The sequence below is a fragment of the Achromobacter sp. GbtcB20 genome (assembly GCF_019091095.1).
GTDB classification, from domain to species: domain Bacteria; phylum Pseudomonadota; class Gammaproteobacteria; order Burkholderiales; family Burkholderiaceae_B; genus Achromobacter; species Achromobacter mucicolens.
Genome location: NZ_JAGXJZ010000001.1, coordinates 364,412 through 382,742 on the forward strand (window position 1 = coordinate 364,412; position 18,331 = coordinate 382,742).

Sequence of the window (18,331 nt, forward strand, 5' to 3'; positions counted from 1 at the left end):
AAGGTTAGTCGAGGCTGCGGTCGAGCCAATCGACGATCAATCCGGCAATGTGGTCGCTGTTGCGATCCAGCATGCAGAAGTGCGAGTTGCCGGCAATGCCGGCAGCGGGCAGGTCCAGCACGTCGGCGCGTTGGCCGGCCGCGCGCAGGGCGTTCCAGTAGGCGTCCGTCTGGGCGCGGTAGCGCTGCCAGGTGTCGTCCGCGTTGAAGTGATCGCCCCAGATCAACAGCTGCGGGGGCAATTGGCAGCTGGCCTGGGCCGGGGTGCCGGTTGGCTCGACCGCCACGACGGCGCGCACGGTCGCCGCGTATTCCTGGGCCAGTTGCGTGGCAAAGCCGCCGCCCTGGCTGTGGCCGATCACGATGCACGGGCCCGCCAGGTCCAGCAGCGCGCGGTACGCGTCCAGCGCCATGTCGCCGTGGGTCAGCCACCGCGGCACGAACTGCTTGGAAAAGGTGTCGAACGCGTCGACGGGAAATTGCTGTTCGGGATAGGCCTGCCGCGGCTCGCCGGCGCGTGCATAGCCCGAGGCCGGGCCAATGCGAAACAGCCGCCATGCTTCTTCCTTCGAGCGGAAGATCGGGGCCGAGTCGTAGATTTCGGGAAACATCGCCCAGGAAGCGCGGCCGCGTTCCGGCGCGTCGGACACGAAGACGTCGTAACCGGCCTGCAGCAGCCGCCACAGCCAGCCATCGCGCCCGTCCGGCGTGCTTTCCCACTGCGCGCCCGTCATGCCGCCGCCGTGCCACAGCAGCACGGGGTAGGGGCGGGTCGGCTGGGCCAGCCGGTACTCCTGCACATACAGTTGGCCGGCGCTGTAGCCGCCATTCATGTCGATCAGCCGGGGCGACGCGTTGCCGACCACTTTTTGCTGCTGCATCGGCAGTCCGCCGGCCACCACTTCGGCGCCGCCAACGTAATGGCTGCGGATGGACTTGAGCAGGACGGGGGAGTCGGGCATAGGGTTTTCCAGGGGTGGTCGAAGGGATGTTAGTTGCAAGGTGTTTCTGTCTTGTGCAAAATGCGCAAGCGTTGTGCCGGATCGGCACAGCTGCTGAGCCGCTGTAAAACACACGCTCAGCCCCGGGCAGACATGGGGCGGGCCGGGGATGGAGGAGGACACATGGACATCAAATGGCTCGAGGACTTCGTCGCGTTGTCGAAGTCACGCAACCTGTTTCAGGCCGCCGAGTCGCGCAACGTGACGCACCCGGCCTTCGGGCGCCGCATCAAGGCGCTGGAGGAATGGGCGGGCGTGCCGCTCATCGAGCGCGGCCACCAGGTGTCCACGCTGAACGCCGCCGGCCGCAGCGTGCTGGCCGCCGCCATCGACGTGCTGGACATCCTGCAAGAGACGCGCGAGGCGCTGCAAAAGCCGGAGCAGGAACGCGCCCGCAAGATCACGATTGCGTCCGGCAAGACGCTGGCGCATTCCGTCCTGCCCGGGCTGATGGCGGGCGTGCAGCGCAGCCTGCCGGCCTTTCAATTGAAGGTGATCACGACCACGCTGAATTACGGCGTGGACATGCTGGAGGACGGCGAGGTCGATTTCCTGCTGTGCCATGCCCACGAACCGCTGTACGCCAAGATCGACAATCCCAATTACCGCTGCCGCCGCGTGGGCGCGGACAAGCTGGTGGCGGTCAGCGTGCCGGTCGCGCCGGGCGGGCGCCATCCCCGCCACGCCGTGCCCAAGCTGGCCTCGGACCCGCCCGTGCCGTTTCTGGCTTACGCCGACAGCATGTCGCTGGGGCGCATCCTGCACGACAAGCTGCGCGGCCTGTGCGAGGTGGCGCTCTTGCAGACCACGTACGAGTCCGACCTGGCCGACGCGCTGCACGCGATGGCGCGCCAGGGCTTCGGCCTGGCCTGGCTACCGCACACGCTGGTCGAACCCGACCTGCGTAACGGCAGCCTCGTGCGGGCCGACGGCGCCCGCAACGACATCCACATGGAAATCCGCCTGTACCAGTCGGTCGGCAACGCCAAACCCCTGGCCCGCGAGGTCTGGAGCCGGATCGAGGCCTACGCAGCCAAGTAGCGCCCCATGAAAATATCCCGGCGCTCTCGCACAGGCATAAAATAGGGGTTTGCCCCTTTTCCGCACACAGGAAGCCAGCGCCATGAACGCACGCATCCCCGAAGACGCATTGCCGCCCACCCTCGATCCCAAAGCCCTTCAGGACTTTGTGGACGACAAGTGGGACAACGAGATCATCCCCGCGCTGACCGATTACATCGCCATTCCCGCCAAGAGCCCGGCCTTCGATGCCGACTGGGAAAAGAACGCGTTCATCGAGCGTGTGGTGCGCGACGCGGCGCAGTGGGTCGAAGCGCAGAAGGTTTCCGGCCTGAAACTGGAAGTGGTGCGCCTGCCGGGCCGCACGCCCGTCATCTTCTTTGACGCGCCCGCCACCCGCAGCGACAACGGCGACACCGTGCTGCTGTACGGCCACCTGGACAAGCAACCCGAATTCTCGGGCTGGCGCGCTGGCCTCGGCCCGTGGACGCCCAAATACGAAGACGGCAAGCTCTACGGCCGCGGCGGCGCCGACGACGGCTACGCGGTGTACGCGTCGCTCACCGCCATCATGGCGCTGGACAAGCAAGGCATTCCGCGTCCGCGCTGCGTGGGCATCGTCGAAACCTGTGAAGAATCGGGCAGCTATGACCTCTTGCCGTACGTGGACGCGCTGCGCGACCGCCTGGGCAACGTGGCGCTGGTGGTGTGCCTGGACTCGGGCGCGGGCAACTACGATCAGCTCTGGATGACCACGTCGCTGCGCGGCATGGTGTCCGGCACGCTGGAAGTCCAGGTCCTGGACGAAGGCGTCCATTCGGGCGACTCCAGCGGCGTCGTGCCGTCCTCGTTCCGCATCCTGCGCCATCTGCTGGACCGCCTCGAAGACAGCGGCACCGGCCGCCTGCTGCCGCAAAGCCTGCACTGCGAAATCCCCGCCGAACGCATCGAACAGGTTTCCGCCACCGCCCGCATCCTGGGCGACGAAGTGTGGCGCCGTTTCCCCTGGAGCTGCGGCGCTGACGGCGGCTTCGTGCTGCCCATGACCACCGAACCCGAGCAGGCGCTGCTGAACCGCACCTGGCGTCCCACGCTGTCGGTCACGGGCGCGGAAGGCTTGCCGCCCCTGTCCAGCGCCGGCAACGTGCTGCGTCCGCGCACCGCGTTCAAGCTGTCGCTGCGCCTGCCGCCGCTGGTCGACGCTGTGGCTGCTTCGCAGGAAATCAAGGAGCTGCTCGAAGCCGATGCGCCCTACAACGCCAAGGTGATCTTCAAGGCCAACGAAGGCGCCGCCACCGGCTGGAACGCGCCCGCCACGGTGCCCTGGCTGACGCAGGCGCTGGACGCGGCCTCGCAGCAGTACTACGGCGCACCTTGCGGCTATATCGGGCAGGGCGGCACCATTCCGCTGATGAGCATCCTGCAAAAGGGGTTCCCGCAGGCGCAATTCATGGTCTGCGGCGTGCTGGGTCCGAAGTCCAACGCGCACGGTCCCAACGAATTCCTGCACGTGCCGTACGGCAAGAAGCTGACCGCCGCCGTGGCCCAGACCATGGCCGCCATGCCGGCCGCCTGATACACACGCGTGCCATGCAGAGCGCGGGGCCCGGGGCCTTGCGCTCTTTCTTTTTCCAGGACTGATTCCATGATTTCCACTTCCGACGCCTACGCCAATGTGGTCGCAGAAACCCGCCATTGGCTGAACCAGGCCGTGATCGGCCTGAACCTCTGTCCCTTCGCCAAGGCGGTGCAGGTCAAGGACCAGATCCGCTTTGCCGTCAGCGACGCCACCGACGCCGAGGGCGTGCTGACCGATCTGCAGGACGAACTGGCGCTGCTGGCCGACACCGATCCCGACAAGATCGACACGACGCTGCTGATCCTTCCCGATGCGCTGGACGACTTCCTGGAGTTCAACGAATTCGAAGACCTGTCGGACCGTCTGCTCAAGCGCATGCGTCTGGTGGGAGAGCTGCAGGTTGCCACTTTCCACCCGCAGTTCCAGTTCGCCGACACGCAGCCGGACGATATCGAGAACTACACCAACCGCTCGCCGTATCCCATCCTGCACCTGCTGCGCGAAGACAGCATCGACCGCGCCGTCGAATCGTTCCCGGACGCCGCCGAGATCTACGAAAAGAACATCGAGACGATGAACAAGCTGGGTCTGGAAGGCTGGAAGAAGCTGATGACCAAGCCCTGACCGGCGGGCCTTGGCGCCAACGCTTGCGGGATATCCCTAGATAGCCCGTCGGGTGTATTGCATACAACATACGATCATTGTGACCGCCGCCGTTCGGCGGCGGCCTGTACGTCCTTCCCCTTTTTCATTGTCTTGCCTCGCGGCCCTTGTCGGCCGCGCGTTGGCCTTTGCCTTTGTCTGGAGAGCCGTATGCGATTCACCCGCCGTCATGCCCTGGGCGCGCTTGCCGCCTTGCCGTTGATCTCGCGCCCGGCCTGGGCCCAGCAGAACGCGTTTCCGACGCGGCCCGTGCGCCTCTTGGTGGGCTTTGCGCCCGGCGGGTTGACCGACATCGCCGCGCGCGCGCTGGCCGATCGCATGGGCAAGACGCTCAAGCAGAACGTCGTCGTCGAGAACCGCCCGGGCGGGCAGGCCATCATTGCCACCGTCGCGGTGGCGCGCGCCGAGCCGGACGGCTACACGCTGGGCTTTGCCGGCACCAACGGCATGATCCTGAACCCCTTGCTGTACAACAACCTGCCGTACCAGCCGTCGGACTTCAAGCAGCTTGGATCCATGGGCAAATCGCCCATGCTGCTGATCGTGCATCCCGACCTTGGCGTGAACTCCGTGCAGGAATTCATTGCTCTGGCCAAGAAAAAGCCCAACGACATCACGTGCGCGCACGCGGGCCGCGGTGTCATCAACCACCTCGCGCTGCTGCATTTCCAGTCCAAGACCGGCACGCAGTTCCAGGACGTGCCCTACAAGGGCAGCGGCCCGGCGCTGCTGGATCTGATGGCCGGCACCGTACAGAGCACGTTCGACTTTCCGACCTCGGCGCTGCCCAACATCAAATCCGGCAAGCTGAAGGTCCTGGCCGTCACCGCGGACAAGCGGCTGTCCAGTCTGCCCGATGTGCCGACCATGAAGGAAGCGGGCGTCGACGACTTCGAGCTCTACACCCGCATGATGATCTCGGGCCCCGCCGCAATGCCTGCCGACGTGGTGAAAACGCTGGAACACGCCGTGCGCGAAGGCACGCGCGACCCCAGCCTGATCCAGCAGTTTGCCGAGCAGGGCGTGGCCGTGGAGTTCACGTCATCCGCCGACCTGGACAAGGTCATCGCCGACGAATCGGCGATGTGGGCGCAGGTCATCAAGGCCAACGGCGTGCCCAAGACCGATCTGAAGGCATGAGACCGCGACTGTCAGGGAGACGACCGTGACGCACCCCCGTATCACCGTAACGCCCGAACGCGCGCTCATCGACGTCGAGCGTGACATCCACATCGAAGGTTTTCCGGCGTATGCCTTCATCACCGTCACCGCCAGCATGAGCATGTGCGGCGCGACTTGGCGCTCGGAAGCCGTGTTCGTGGCCGGCCATGACGGACGGCTGGACCTGCGGCGCGATTGCCCAGTGTCCGGCTCGTATGCCGAGCCTTCGGCCATGGGACTTGTCTGGTCCATGGTGTGCCAGGACATGGACCGCGTGGTGTTCCCGCCCGACAACACCCAGGCGCTGACCGTGCATATCCATGCCGCCAGCGGCACGCTCACCGCCGACGCCACGATGATCCAGGACTTCCTGGCCGATGGCGTCACGCACCGGTCCGTGCGAGAAACGGTGGACGGCATGATGGTGTCCGGCGAACTCTACGTGCCCGCCGGCCCCGGTCCGCATCCGGTCGTGGTCTACATGAACGGTTCGTCGGGCGGCGTCAATTCGCCGCGGGCGGCGCTATTCGCCGCCCGCGGCTACCAATGCCTGGCGCTGGCGATCTTCAACTACGATGGTCGGCCGAAATACCTGAACGACATGCCGCTGGAATACTTCGAGGCGGCGCTGAAGTGGGTCCGTAAATCGCTGCAGCCCCGCGACGGCTTCGTGGCGGTGTCCGGCATCAGCCGCGGCGGCGAGACCTCATTGCTCGTGGCCTCGCATTTCCCCGACCTGGTAAGCGCCGTCGTCGCTTATGTGCCGTCGCCCGTGACGCACGGGGTGGTCAGCGCGGGCGCGCCGGGCACGGGACGCAACGCCCACGTCTGGACCCGGCATGGCGAGCCCTTGCCGCACTTGTGGCAGGACAACGCCACGGCCGACTGGGACGCCGCCTATGCCTCGGATCCGCCGTATCGCCAGACCCTGGCGTTCCTGAGCGCCACGCGCGATGCGGCGGCCGTCGAGCGCGCGCGCATTCCCGTGGAAAACTATCCCGGCCCGGTCATGCTGGTAAGCGCATCGGACGATGGCTTCTGGCCCAGCACCGCGTATTCGGAAATGGTGGTGCGCAAGCGCCAGGCGCACGACCTGCCGACGCGCCATTACGTCTGCGCGGGCGCAGGACATCACGTTCACTATCCCTGCCTGCCGGCCACGCTCATTAACAAGCCGCACGCGATGTCCGGGCTGCTGCTGGATGCGGGCGGCACGCCATCCGCCAATGCGGCCGGCAACGAAGGATCGTACCGGGCGGTGCTGGACTTTCTGGCGCAGGCGCGGGCCGGACAAGGGTAGGAAGGCTGGGCGTCACTGCCGGCGGATCGCCTCGACCTGGATCTTCAGTTTCACTTCCGGCTTGAAGCCCATGTCCAGCCCGAAGTTCATGCCGAAATCCTTGCGGCTGAATTCCGTGGAGGCATCGGCGCCGCAGACCTCGCGCTTGACCATCGGGTGGTCGATGCATTTGAAATCGTCGATCTCTAGCTTGACCTGGCGCGTGACCCCGCGCAGCGTCAGGTCGCCGGTCGCTTCTTCCGGCTTGTCGCCGTCGAATTTGGTGAACTTGCCCTTGAACGTGGCGGTGGGGTACTTGGCCGCATCGAAGATGTCGGGCGCGATCGCGTGCTGGTTCATCTCGTCGTGGCCGAAGTCCACCGATTTGATGTCCACGGTGACTTCCAGCGTGCCGGTGCGCGCCTGGCGGTCCAGCACGACCACGCCGCTGGACTGGTTGAACTTGCCGCGCCAGGTCGACAGGCCGCCGAAATGATCGGCCTCGAAGCTGGGATACGTATGCGAGGGATCAAGATCATAGGTGACCGGCGCGGCGGTGGCGCCAATGGTCAGCGATAGCGCGCTTGCGCCCAGCAGCAGGGTCGGGATCAACTTCATTGCGGCTCCTTGAATATGGCGTTCACGTCACGGCTGCGGCAGGCCGCAAGCGTGCAGGGAAGGCAAGACAATAACATTCAGTTCTGTGTCAGCAGCGTGGCTTAAATCAAAAACTCGCGGTCCTGCATTGCGCACCGTCCGATGGCATCAATCCACGTTGCCCAGCCACGCCGACAGGTCCTGCAAGGTCTCTCGCAGCGCGTTGAAGCGCTGTTCGCCCAGGTGTTCCTTCCATTCCTGTTCGACGTCGGCCACGCAGGTGCGCATCAGCGCATACATCTCCTGGCCGCGCGCCGTAAGCTGCAGCTCGGTCGAATTGGAGGACGGGCCAGGCCGTCGCAGCAGATAGCCCCGCCGCTCCAGTTCAGCCAGGACGTAGTTCATCGCCTGGCGCGACATATTGCATTGGCGCGCCAGCTCGATCGGCCGGCGGCCGTGCGGGCCGGGGTACATGAAGACGCCGAGTTCGGTCAATGACACGTCGAAGCCCTGCGCGTTGACGGTGGTCAGCATGCGCGCGACGACATGCTCGCGCGGCAGCCGCAGCAAGGAACCGATCATCGGCAGGCCAGCTTGCGGTTCGGATGCGGCGCTATTTTTTTTGCTGGACATGGTGTAAAAAATTTGTACACTGCGAAGTAAAGGAACTTTACGCGGAGTATGCCATGAACGAAGACGCCGTATTCGATGCAGACGAAGTGATCCGGATAGGCCAACTGGAGATTCGCTATCTTCAGCCAAGCGGGCAAGGCAACCACATAGGGGCGTTTGAATTGCGGGTGCCGCCGGGCTCGAACGTGCCGCCGCCCCACAGTCACGACAATGAAGAGCTGATCTACGTGCTGGAGGGGACGCTGCGCTTTACGGTCGGCGGGCAAACGCGGGACTTGGGGCCGGGCGACTCGATGACCACGCCTACGGGCGTGGCCCACGCGTTCAGCAATCCGCACAGCGTCATGGCCCGGGCGCTGGTCATGAACACGCCTGAAATCAGCGCGGACTATTTCCGCGAGATGGCGGCGCTGATCAATGGCGGCGGTCCGCCGGACAAAGCCCGGATGATGGAAACGATGAAGCGATTCGGCCTGACCCCGATCGCGCCGGCGCCGGCGGTGGCGGCGCCGCCGGCAAGTTGACCGGGCTGTCTGTTTACTCGTCGTTTGCCCACTCGACCTGCACGCCCAGGCTGCGCAGGTTTTCGACAAAGCGCGGGTGCGCCCGGCGGATCGGCGTGGCGTTGCGGATCTCGGAACGGCCCTTGATGCTGCTGGCCACCATGAACAGCGCGATCGCCACGCGGATGATGTAGGGGCTTTCGACCACGCCCGGCGTCAGCGGATTGCCGCCGAAGGTCACCACGCGGTGCGGGTCCGACGAGAACACATGCGCGCCGAACTTGGACAGTTCGCCCGTCCAGCCCAGCGCGCCGTCGTAGACCTTGTTCCAGAACATCGCATTGCCCTCGGCGCATACGCCCAGCGCAATGAAGATCGGCAGCAGGTCCACCGGAAAGTACGGCCAGGGCGCCGCTTCGACCTTGGTCAGTACGTTGCTGGTGAACGGCGTCTGCACCTTCAGCGGACCCTCTCGCAGCGCGCGCGACCAGCCGTCCTTGTGCTCGATCCGCACGCCGAACTTGGCGAACGTGCGGTCGATCAGCGGGAAGTTGCCCGGCGTGCGGTTGCGAACCACCACGTCGCCGCCGGTGATCGCGCCCAGCGCGAGGAACGTGGTGATTTCGTGGAAGTCCTCTTCGAACGTGAACTCGCCGCCGCCCAGGCGCTTGCCCCCGCGCACCACCAGCCGCGAGGTGCCGATGCCGTCGATGTCGACCCCCATCATCGCCATGAAGCGGCAGAACTCCTGCACGTGCGGCTCGGACGCGGCATTCGTCAGCGACGACTCGCCTTCTGCGGCGGCGGCGCACAACACGAAATTCTCGGTCGTGGTCACCGACGCGTAGTCCAGCCAGTGATGCGTGGGCTTGAGCGGACCGCCCGCGCGCACCAGCAGCGATCCGCTGGCGCGCTCCACCTCGCCGCCGAACGAGCGGAAGATGTCCACGTGCGGATCGATCTCGCGCACCCCCAGCGTGCATCCCTTGACGTTGTCTTCCAGCCGCGCCACGCCAAAGCGGGCCAGGAGCGGCGGCACCAGCATGATCGACGAACGCATCTCCTCCGGCAGCCGGTGCGCCGCCGCGTCGAACACGGTGTTCTTGTGATGCAGTTCCAGCGTGCGCGTCGCATCGTCCAACCGCACGTCGCTGCCCAACGTGCGGAAGATGTCCAGGATCTTGCGCACGTCGGTGATGTCCGGCACCCCGTGCAGCCGCAACGGCTGGTCGGTCAGCAGCGAGGCGCACAGGATCGGCAGCACCGCGTTCTTGTTGGCCGAGGGGACGACGCGGCCGCGCAAAGGCGTGCCGCCGTGGACGATGAGATTGGACATGGGGATGGGACAGCCGGGGAAAGAAATAGGGGAGAGCGCGGGGATTGTACCGGGGTCCTTCAAGGGGTCATTTTGACCAAAGGCGGCTAAACGTTTCAGACTGCAAAGCGCCATGCGGCCCCGCGCGGCCTATCTCATGCCGGTCTATCCCGATTCTTGCGAATCAGCACCGCGCCGCCAATCGTCAGCAGCAAGCCGCCGCCCAGATACGGCAGGCCAAAGATGAGCAGGAAGAAGAACAGCGCGGTATTTGCATCCCGCGCGTCCGCGCTGCCGCCGGTGTGCATGGCCGGGTCCATCTGCAGCAGCGCAATCGGCACGGTCAGCAGCAGCGTCACGCCCAGCGCAAGGCACCCCCAGCCGATCAGCCGGCGCAAATTCCCGATGCGCGCCAGCAATACGGCGGCAATCACCGCGATCACCGCGTAAAGCACGGCGCTGGCGATCTGCATCCGCTGCAGCGCGGTGTCGTCCAGCGGCACGTAGGTGCCGCCGGCGGGCTGGTTCAGGCCGAACAGGGCTTGCAGCAGCGGATTGGTGACGCCAAAACTGGCGCTGCCGATCAGCAGACCCAGGACAATGCTGGCCAGCCATTTGATCGCGGTCGGGGGCATGGGGGCGGCGGGTCGCTTCTTGTGGATCAGTAGTAGATGTCGACGTAATCGGTCAGGCCGCCGCACGCTTCCATCTGCTGCAGACGCCAGTACTTGCGCTTGCCGGTCGCCTTGAATTCGTAGTCGCCGGTACGCTCGCAGCGGCGGCCCTTGTCGGGCGCGTCCAGGATCAGGATCGTGCCGCGCAGCACGAAGCTGTCGCGGCCAATGGAGACGACCTCGCCTTTGACCTTCAAGGTGCCTTCATGGTTGGCCTGCGTGCCGTCAAGACGCACCACGTCGTTGTCGTCGATCGCGTTCATCTTGCCGCGCTTGGCGGACCAGAGCCATTGCAGCGTCACGCCGCTGTTGTTCAGCAGCCGCTCGTAAGCGGCCTGGTCGTTGATCTGCGTTTTTTGCACCGGCGCAAGGGCGCCGCCGGCGGGGGCCTGTTGCGCGGGCGCTTGACGGGCGGGCGCCTGTTGAACCTGGGGTTGCGCAGCAGGGGCCTGCTGCGGCGCCGGCGCCTGGCTGCCCGAATTGGCGCGCGGAGGCAGGATGGCCGCGCCGGGATCCTTCTGCGCGAAGGCGGGAGCGGCGGCTGCGAAGGCCAGTCCCAGAGCAAGAAGCAGATTACCGGACTTGCGTTTGATTCCCGAGGCGCGGGCAACGTGAGTGTGCATGGTCTGTATCAAGAGAGGAAAGGGATGTGCCGTACAAACCTGACCCCGATTACGGCACGGGCGCCAACTTATCACGCCCTTGCGCGCAAATAATTGCGGTGTTTAGCGTAGCTGTATCCATTCGTTAGGCGGAAAACAGAATGCTTCACCGTCTCGGCCGTGCGATCCCCTCAGGCGCGCCGCCGCACGTTCTCTTCGTGGAGCAATCGCACGGGTTCCACGAATTCCGGGACCGGTCCCTCCGCCTCGATCCCGCTGACCACCTCGGCGATGGGCAGGGACCGCACGGGCGAGGGCGGCACGCCCCATTCGCGCATCCATTCTGCATACTGGGCGGACGACACGGCGTACACGATCCGGCCGAGTCCCACCCAGCCGTGTGCCGCCGAACACATGGCGCAATGCTCGCCGGACGTGTACACCGTGCAGGCCGCGCGGTCCGCGGGCGGCACGTTGTTCGCCGCCCAGCGCGCGATCTCGAATTCCGGATGCCGCGTGCGGTCGCCGCTGGAGACATGGTTATGGTCTTCAAACAGCACCCGTCCGTCGCCCGACACCAGCACCGACCCAAACGGCTGGTCTCCCGCATCGAGCGCCTGCCGGGCCAGCTCGACGCAGCGTGAAAGGTGCTTCTTGTCGTCTGCGGTAATCACGCGTGATCTCCTTGTAAAGATTGAGCCGGCGCGCAATGTGCGCGCCGGCCGTTTTGTCCTACAGCAGCAGCGGCGAAATCTTGCTGCCGTCCACCGAGACGCCCGCCATCAGGCCGCCGTTGTTCATCACGAACCCCACGATGGGCTGCTGCGCGGTATAGGAATCGATGCTGCCGTTCACGCCCACGTTGGCCACGGCGACGGTGGCGTCCGCGCCGATGGTCCAGCCGCTGCTGGCGCGGAACTTCGCCAGCGCCTCGTCCGTCATGAACAGCAGCACCATCGCCTTGGACTGCGCGCCCGCCTGAAAGCCGATGGAGCCGCCCGTGATGCTGTAGTAGCCCTTGTCCTGCCCGCCGACCTGCAGCACGCCCGAGCCATGCTGGGCGCCCACGATGAAGCTGGCGCTCAGCACAGCCGGAAACACCAGCACGCCGCGGGCGCGTTCCACCAACTGCTTGGACTGCGGCGCCGACTCATACAGCTTGGACAGCGTCGCCGCAGCAGCGGTATCCAACTCCTGTCGCTTTTCAGCGGCGGTTGCCGTGGCGCGCGAGTCTGTCGTGGTGCAGCCCGCAAAGAGCAGGCCGGCCATGCCGAATGTGACGGCCGCCACGGCGGTTCTGCGGAATTTTGAATTGATATCAAGCATTTGCGCTTCCTTGTTGTAGGGGACCACGGTGCACTTCGAATCATCTCCTGGCTGGAGATTACTCCGGCTTGCGCGCGCAGGCGATGGGGGCGATCTTGCGAGCACAAAAATGTCCGTTCGATAGGAAAGCTGCCTCGGCTGCCCGCGCGCTCAAGGCGAGCGAATCAAAAATCGTTGCTGTGGCCGCTGCGCTGTTTGTGCGGCCAGGATGGTGTTCTCCCGCGCGCAACAAGCGGCCAGAGCGGTCAAGTCATCCATCGAATTGACCTGATGGGTTCGGGCAAGGTGCTGAAAGCGCCGAATCTCCGCTGACGAGCAGGCGCGATGCGCGTCCCGCAGCAGGCCATTGGCTTGCAACAGCCGCAGGTTTTCCGGGTGGATCAACGCCAGCAGGCTTTCCACCTTGCCGATTTTTTCTCGAAGGTGCTGTAGGGCATCCGGTTCGCTCAACACGCCGTATCGCTTCCATGCCGGTTCATGGTGGAAAAGGCGGTTGCGGAAGTCACGCAAGGTCGCGACCAGATCATGCGCATGGGCCAGCATCGCTGCGGCGCGATGCCCTGGCCACGGGCTGCGGAAGAACTGCCGCCGTGGTTTGACCGTGCCCGACGGGAAAGCATAGAATCCCCTCAAGGTTGGTGATGGCTTCCAATGGGCGCAAGCCTACGACCCATCATTTAAGACCTGATCCCACCCCGGCCTTGAGCCGGGGCTTTTATTTGCGGGTCCCCGATGCCTGTGGCCAGCTGAATCCCGGTGGCTCAAGACCGAAGCTCTCCACGGTTAACATCGCGCCATGCTATTCATCATCTTTCTCTGGATCGCGCTGGCCATCGTGGTTGGCTTCATGGCGCGTAACCGTGGCCGCAATGGGGTGGGGTGGACGGTGTTGGCTTGTCTGATCAGTCCGCCGGTGGCGGCCGTTTTTCTGGCAAACATCGCCAATCGTTCGCCGCTGGCCGGCCAGCCGATTCTGTCATCGCATGTCGATTGCCTGCACTGCGGCAAGCCCATCCTGCGCGAGGCGCGCGTGTGCCGGCATTGCGGTGGCGACGTCACGGAAAGCGGGCTTGCGCCGGTGCGTCAGGCAATGCCTGTCGGGTACTGGTTCGATCTTCCCGATCCCGCCTTCAAGCTGATTCGGTCCGCGGACCGCGTGTCGCTCGTCAAGCCCGTTCCGCCATGGATCGTGGTGGACCAGGCGCTTGACTCCATCGTCATCGGAAGCCGCTGGCCGGGCCGGCTGTGGCGCGTGCGGGTTGAGAAGCAGGACGACATGTCCGATCTGGTCGCCCAACCCGGCTATTGGCGCGCCAGTGCAATCGCTTTGCTGGAAGAATTGCCGCTCTCTGCCCTGTTCGGGCCGAATGGCGAGGGCGTGCTGGAGATCGTTGAGCAGATCGGTACGTTGTCGCGCAGCCAGGCGCAGGCGTTGGCGGACAACCTGCCTGAAGACGCCTGGCGGGCGTACAGCCGGGCCTGGATGCGTTGGTCGCAACAGGGTGGCGAGCCAACCTCGAACGGCGAGGACGACTGGCGCGGCACGCTGGCTGCCGCGCGGCGAGACGACAAGGCGCGTTCGCCGGTCCATGCGGGCTTTCTGCTGATCCATGACCAGTTGCGCAAGCGCGCCGAACAAGTGGATGGCGGCGGCGCCTTCATCCTGGTCGAGGAAGACGGCGAGACCGAACAGGTGCTGAACCCGTTGTGGCAGGCCGCTTGCGATGCGTTGCTGTTTGCCGCCATGGCGCGGGGGGCGCCGCAGTACGTGACCGAAGCAGACGCGCTGACGTTGACGCAGGCCTGGACCCGCGTTCTGGACGGGGCCAGCCAGCGCGCCTGAGCGTCACCACATTGCTTCGTTCAGGATCTGTCGGGCCCGCCTGAAGGTAATCACCGCCGCCCAGCCAGCCAGCACCAACGCGATCCAACCGTTCATGTTGAATTGCACTTTGCGCGAATGGCTTTGGTCATGGACCTGCTTGGCGTCGACCAGCGTTTCGCCGTTCTTGCGCACGCCATAGACCCGCACGGGAATGGCCATGTTGTATTGGCGCGCAATCGTGCCGTCGGTAAGCTGCTGTTGGTCTTCAAGCACCATGAATTCAACGTGCTCGCCCTCGGTATACCGGGCCTTGTAGGTCGCCTCGAAGAACTTGAACACCATGTAGGGATAGTTGCCCGAATAGACGCAAGGCACGGTGTAACGCTCCAACCGTCCGCGTATCCGCGCCTGGGCATCGCAGCTGGCCACCTTGTCGACACGAAGCTGGATCGTGTTCAGCTTGGCGGGGTCGTAAGGCAGGCGGATGTCTTTTGCCGCATTGAAGCAGTAGATGGCAATGCCCAGGAGCACAAGTGCGACAATCGCGGGAATGCGGCAAGGCTGGAAGGCGCGTTTCCAGTCAGCCAGTTCACCCGGCATGCAGGCTGACTCGAAAACGATGGCGACGATTGCGGGAACCAGTATCGATGTTCATGGGGCGCGCTGCGGAATTTGCCAGCGCGTATCTTAAAACAGCCGCTTGCCGCGACGCAGGCTACTTCGGGTCGCAGTGATTGCGAAACGCCTTTTCTCCCGCGTCGGATACCTCGACCCATTTCTGGTCCGGCGGCGCGTCGGGCGCGTAGCTGTCGTGCCAGTTCCACCATTTGTAGGGCGGCGTCTGCGGATAGCCGGCCGGAGAATCCTCCCAGGTCTCCTGCCGTCCGAGCGGCGTGATGTCCAGGTAGTTCCACGTGCCGCCCATCTGCTCGTCGCCCCGGTTGTTCAGGAAGTACGTGCGATAGATGCGGTCGCCGTCGCGAAAGAACACGTTGGTGCCGTGCCATTCGTCCACGCCGAAATCCGCGTCGAAACTGTCGGTCAGCGTGAACCACGGCATCGTCCAGCCCATGCGCGCCTTCAGCCGTTCGATGTCCGCCTGCGGCGCGCGCGACACGAAGACCAGCGTCGTGTCGCGGGCATTCAGGTGCGAAAGGTGGGCCACCTGATCGGCCACCATCGAGCAGCCGCGGCACGCATGATCCGGCCAGCCAAAGACGCCAGGCTCGTGAAACGCGCGATAGACGATGAGCTGCCGGCGGCCGTCGAACAGGTCGCGCAGCGTCACCTTGCCGGCCGGGCCTTCAAAAACATATTCGTTGTCTACCGCCGTCCAGGGCATGCGGCGGCGTTCCGCGGCGAGGGCGTCGCGGGCGCGGGTGTGGGCCTTTTCCTTGATGAGCAGTTGCTGGCGGGCGGCTTCCCAGTCTTTGCCGGAAACGACCGGGGGCATCTGCATGGCGGGGCGGGCGCCATTGCCGGGGGATGCGGGGGGCGTGGTCATGACTGGATCCTCCTGAGGGGTTCGGTGCCAAAGGCGCCAAGTGAGCGGCGCGGGTACGGGAATAGTGTGGCACCGGGAGGCGGCGGCCAGGAGTAACAAATCTGGCGCGTGTCTGGCGGCTCAGGCGGTAAGCAGCACGGCCTCTCGCGGCATGGCCTGTGCAGTCCACCCCCGCAGGCTTTCACGCAACAGCGTTACGGCGGCCTGACCGCTTTCGTTCAGACGGTGCGCCGCGTACAGGCCGAATTGCGCGGTCAGCGGCAGCGCGCCTTCGTCCCCGATGGAAATCACGCGCATGGTGTCGGGCCGCAGGCACTCTGTCGTCAGCAAGGCCACGCCCAGGCCGTTCTCGACGGCGGCGATCGTGGCGCCCACGTTGTGGCTGGTCAGCGACACCCGGAAATCGCGCCCCGACGCCGTCAGCGCGTCGAACGCCAGCCGGCGCCATGAGCACGGCTCGGCGTACACGATCACGTCAAGCGGCTGGTCCGGGTCCAGGGTTTCGTCGATCCCGCAGGCCCAGTGCAGATCGACCGTCCACGTCTCGATGGGTTCTTCGGTGAATCCCACGCAGGCGCCCACGGCCACGTCCAGCGTGCCGTCCTGCCAGCGCGCGGCCAGCCGCTCGCCGTCGTCGATGACGACCTCCAGATGCAGGTTGGGGCACGCGCGCCGCAGCCGCCCCAGCGCCGCTGGCAACGCGGCCACCGCCACGTCCTCGGACAGCCCGATGCGCACGCTGCCCGCCACCGCCCGTTCGCGCAGCCGCGCCGCGGCCGCCTCGCCCAGCGCAAGGATCCGGTTGGCGTAGCTCAGCAGCAACTCGCCCTCGGTGGTGGGGGCCATGCCGCGGCCGGTGCGATGCAGCAGCCGCTTGCCCACCATTTCCTCCAGCCGGCGGATCTGCGTGCTAAGCGCCGACTGCGCGCGGCCCGACATTTCGGCGGCGCGGCTCAGGCTGCCGTATCGGCAGACCGCCACAAAGGTGCGGAGCAGGGCGGGGTCGAAGTCGGTTGACATTATCAATCCATGAAATCTGGTTTACGAGCTATCAGTCTATCTGTAACTCTGCGGCATCCCTAGGATGACCCTTGTCGCGAAATGTCCGACTCAACTCAAGGAGCCATCCATGACACACCCCCAGAATCTGCGCGTCGTTCTCGCATCCCGGCCGGTTGGCCGCCCCAAGGCCACTGATTTCCGCGTCGAGCGCGCGCCCATTCCCGAACCGGCCGACGGCCAGGTGCTGCTGGAAGTCCAGACCCTGTCGCTGGACCCGTACATGCGCTGGCGGGTCAGCGACGAAAAATCCTATGCCGAGCCTATGCAAATCGGGGACGTCATGGTCGGCGGCACCGTTGCCCGGGTAAAGACGACCCGCCATCCCGACTGGCGTGAGGGCGACATCGTGCTGTCGTCTGCCGGCTGGCAACGCTACGCGCTGTCCGACGGCAGCGGTCTGCGCCGACTGGATCCGGAAATGGCGCCGCCGTCGACCGCGCTGGGCGTGCTGGGCATGCCCGGCCTCACGGCCTACGCCGGACTGCTCAACATCGGCCAGCCCAAACCGGGCGAATCCGTGGTCGTTGCGGCTGCTAGCGGCGCCGTTGGCTCGGTGGTCGGCCAGATCGCGCGGATCAAGGGCGCGCGCGTCGTGGGCATCGCGGGCGGCCCCGAAAAGTGCGCCTTCGTCAAAGAGGAACTGGGCTTTGACGTGGTCGTGGATCACCACGCGCCTGACTTTGCGCAGAAGCTGGCCGAGGCCTGCCCCGACGGCATCGACGTCTACTTCGAAAACGTCAGCGGCCATGTGTGGGACGCCGTGCTTCCGCTGCTGAACGACTTTGCCCGGGTGCCGGTGTGCGGCCTGATCGCCAACTACAACGACAGCCCCGCCGACCGCCGCGGCCCGGACCGACTGCCCGCCACCATGCGCGAGATCCTGTCGCGCCGCATCACTATGCAAGGGTTTATCGTGTTCGACTTTCCGAAGGAACAGGAAGACGAATTCCTGCGCGTGGCAGGGCAGTGGATCCGCGAAGGCAAGCTGCGCTGGCGCGAAGATGTCGTCGACGGACTGGAACAGGCGCCCGACGCGCTGATCGGTCTGCTTGAAGGAAAGAACTTCGGGAAGCTGGTGGTGCGCGTGGGTGACTGACCCGTGGCGCGTGGCGCGGGTGCCGGGGGACGTTTTACTGGCCGATGGTGCGCGCCTTGCTGCGCCGCGCCCTGGGTTTGGGCGCCACCCCCATCCGCGGATCCCGCGCCAGCGCCAACGCCGCCAGCGTGGCCGCGGTCGATTCGAAGGATTCGCTCGACTGCGGCAGGTACAACCACTTGCCCAGCACCGGATGCGGCAGCAGTTCGGGAATGTCCGCCAGCAGTGCCGCATGGCGGTCCTGTGACGTGCTGACCATCACCCCATTCCAGGGATCGTCGCGGTCGGCGACGATCAGGTACAGCAAGCCGTCCAGGTAGGCCGCGTCGGCCCCAAACATCTTGCGATGCATGTAGCCGGCGTCGCGCGCCAAGGGCTCCAGGATCCAGAGCAGTGAATTGGTTTTCGCGGCGCGCTGCTTGCGGGGCGGGGCGAAGGGATCGGGTGGGTTGCGCATGAAGGGAAACCGGGCGGGCAGGGCACCGGCAATAT

General features: G+C 65.5%; 21 protein-coding genes. 8 read left to right on the forward strand and 13 right to left on the reverse strand.

The features are described 5' to 3' along the window. Positions 1-4: 4 nt before the first annotated feature. Positions 5-961 carry an alpha/beta fold hydrolase gene (locus tag KVT32_RS01655; RefSeq protein WP_142054820.1) on the reverse strand — a complete coding sequence of 319 codons (957 nt, stop codon included), beginning with the start codon at positions 959-961 and terminating at the stop codon, positions 5-7. Between the two features lie 162 nt (positions 962-1,123). Here KVT32_RS01655 and KVT32_RS01660 point away from each other — a divergent pair, with 162 nt between their 5' ends. The 5 genes from KVT32_RS01660 (at position 1,124) to KVT32_RS01680 (ending at position 6,723) form a co-directional block, all read left to right on the forward strand. Continuing rightward, a complete protein-coding gene (locus KVT32_RS01660; RefSeq protein WP_152384702.1) occupies positions 1,124-2,041 on the forward strand; it encodes a LysR family transcriptional regulator in 918 nt (305 codons plus the stop codon). A gap of 82 nt (positions 2,042-2,123) precedes the next feature. After that, positions 2,124-3,596: a M20 family metallopeptidase gene (locus KVT32_RS01665; RefSeq protein ID WP_062841085.1), complete on the forward strand. Its 1,473-nt coding sequence runs from the start codon at positions 2,124-2,126 to the stop codon at positions 3,594-3,596. Positions 3,597-3,665: 69 nt separating this feature from the next. Then, positions 3,666-4,223: a DUF1415 domain-containing protein gene (locus KVT32_RS01670; protein WP_152384701.1), complete on the forward strand. Its 558-nt coding sequence runs from the start codon at positions 3,666-3,668 to the stop codon at positions 4,221-4,223. A gap of 189 nt (positions 4,224-4,412) precedes the next feature. Then, positions 4,413-5,402: a tripartite tricarboxylate transporter substrate binding protein gene (locus tag KVT32_RS01675; protein ID WP_175155721.1), complete on the forward strand. Its 990-nt coding sequence runs from the start codon at positions 4,413-4,415 to the stop codon at positions 5,400-5,402. A 25-nt stretch (positions 5,403-5,427) separates the two neighbouring features. Next, positions 5,428-6,723 (forward strand): acyl-CoA thioesterase/bile acid-CoA:amino acid N-acyltransferase family protein, encoded by a 1,296-nt coding sequence (locus tag KVT32_RS01680; RefSeq protein WP_217617565.1) that lies wholly within the window; start codon positions 5,428-5,430, stop codon positions 6,721-6,723. Positions 6,724-6,735: 12 nt separating this feature from the next. Here the strand turns inward: KVT32_RS01680 and KVT32_RS01685 are convergent, their stop codons facing one another. Together KVT32_RS01685 and KVT32_RS01690 are read right to left on the reverse strand one after the other, a co-directional pair. Continuing rightward, positions 6,736-7,320, reverse strand: a complete 585-nt coding sequence (locus KVT32_RS01685; RefSeq protein WP_152384699.1) for a YceI family protein — start codon at positions 7,318-7,320, stop codon at positions 6,736-6,738. A gap of 147 nt (positions 7,321-7,467) precedes the next feature. Beyond that, entirely contained in the window at positions 7,468-7,932 is a 465-nt protein-coding gene (locus KVT32_RS01690) for a MarR family winged helix-turn-helix transcriptional regulator (RefSeq protein ID WP_217617566.1), read from the reverse strand. Between the two features lie 53 nt (positions 7,933-7,985). On the opposite strand from KVT32_RS01690, the gene KVT32_RS01695 reads away from it, so the two are divergent. Next, the gene (locus KVT32_RS01695) at positions 7,986-8,456 is read left to right on the forward strand and encodes a cupin domain-containing protein (RefSeq protein WP_217617567.1); all 471 of its coding nucleotides are present in this window, start codon (positions 7,986-7,988) and stop codon (positions 8,454-8,456) included. A gap of 13 nt (positions 8,457-8,469) precedes the next feature. Here the strand turns inward: KVT32_RS01695 and KVT32_RS01700 are convergent, their stop codons facing one another. The 6 genes from KVT32_RS01700 to KVT32_RS01725 form a co-directional block, all read right to left on the reverse strand. Continuing rightward, positions 8,470-9,771 carry a UDP-N-acetylglucosamine 1-carboxyvinyltransferase gene (locus KVT32_RS01700; protein WP_217617568.1) on the reverse strand — a complete coding sequence of 434 codons (1,302 nt, stop codon included), beginning with the start codon at positions 9,769-9,771 and terminating at the stop codon, positions 8,470-8,472. 134 nt (positions 9,772-9,905) lie between these two features. Further along, on the reverse strand, positions 9,906-10,385 hold the full coding sequence (locus KVT32_RS01705; protein ID WP_217617569.1) for a hypothetical protein: 480 nt from the start codon (positions 10,383-10,385) through the stop codon (positions 9,906-9,908). A 26-nt stretch (positions 10,386-10,411) separates the two neighbouring features. Continuing rightward, positions 10,412-11,047 (reverse strand): hypothetical protein, encoded by a 636-nt coding sequence (locus KVT32_RS01710; RefSeq protein ID WP_056319098.1) that lies wholly within the window; start codon positions 11,045-11,047, stop codon positions 10,412-10,414. A gap of 170 nt (positions 11,048-11,217) precedes the next feature. Beyond that, positions 11,218-11,700, reverse strand: coding sequence for a nucleoside deaminase (locus KVT32_RS01715; protein ID WP_217617570.1), 483 nt, complete (start codon positions 11,698-11,700; stop codon positions 11,218-11,220). 58 nt (positions 11,701-11,758) lie between these two features. Further along, positions 11,759-12,352 carry a YSC84-related protein gene (locus KVT32_RS01720; RefSeq protein WP_217617571.1) on the reverse strand — a complete coding sequence of 198 codons (594 nt, stop codon included), beginning with the start codon at positions 12,350-12,352 and terminating at the stop codon, positions 11,759-11,761. A gap of 150 nt (positions 12,353-12,502) precedes the next feature. Beyond that, positions 12,503-12,895 (reverse strand): hypothetical protein, encoded by a 393-nt coding sequence (locus KVT32_RS01725; RefSeq protein WP_217617572.1) that lies wholly within the window; start codon positions 12,893-12,895, stop codon positions 12,503-12,505. Positions 12,896-13,148: 253 nt separating this feature from the next. Here KVT32_RS01725 and KVT32_RS01730 point away from each other — a divergent pair, with 253 nt between their 5' ends. Beyond that, positions 13,149-14,195, forward strand: a complete 1,047-nt coding sequence (locus tag KVT32_RS01730) for a hypothetical protein (protein WP_254636715.1) — start codon at positions 13,149-13,151, stop codon at positions 14,193-14,195. A gap of 3 nt (positions 14,196-14,198) precedes the next feature. Here the strand turns inward: KVT32_RS01730 and KVT32_RS01735 are convergent, their stop codons facing one another. The 3 genes from KVT32_RS01735 to KVT32_RS01745 form a co-directional block, all read right to left on the reverse strand. Further along, the gene (locus tag KVT32_RS01735; protein ID WP_217617573.1) at positions 14,199-14,777 is read right to left on the reverse strand and encodes a hypothetical protein; all 579 of its coding nucleotides are present in this window, start codon (positions 14,775-14,777) and stop codon (positions 14,199-14,201) included. 115 nt (positions 14,778-14,892) lie between these two features. Continuing rightward, on the reverse strand, positions 14,893-15,636 hold the full coding sequence (locus KVT32_RS01740) for a DUF899 domain-containing protein (protein WP_217617671.1): 744 nt from the start codon (positions 15,634-15,636) through the stop codon (positions 14,893-14,895). Positions 15,637-15,801: 165 nt separating this feature from the next. Continuing rightward, positions 15,802-16,701 (reverse strand): LysR family transcriptional regulator, encoded by a 900-nt coding sequence (locus KVT32_RS01745; RefSeq protein WP_217617574.1) that lies wholly within the window; start codon positions 16,699-16,701, stop codon positions 15,802-15,804. Between the two features lie 109 nt (positions 16,702-16,810). Here KVT32_RS01745 and KVT32_RS01750 point away from each other — a divergent pair, with 109 nt between their 5' ends. Beyond that, complete coding sequence (locus KVT32_RS01750; protein WP_217617575.1) at positions 16,811-17,839, forward strand: NADP-dependent oxidoreductase; 1,029 nt, start codon at positions 16,811-16,813, stop codon at positions 17,837-17,839. Between the two features lie 34 nt (positions 17,840-17,873). Here the strand turns inward: KVT32_RS01750 and KVT32_RS01755 are convergent, their stop codons facing one another. Beyond that, entirely contained in the window at positions 17,874-18,296 is a 423-nt protein-coding gene (locus KVT32_RS01755; RefSeq protein WP_062841107.1) for a hypothetical protein, read from the reverse strand. Positions 18,297-18,331: the final 35 nt, after the last annotated feature.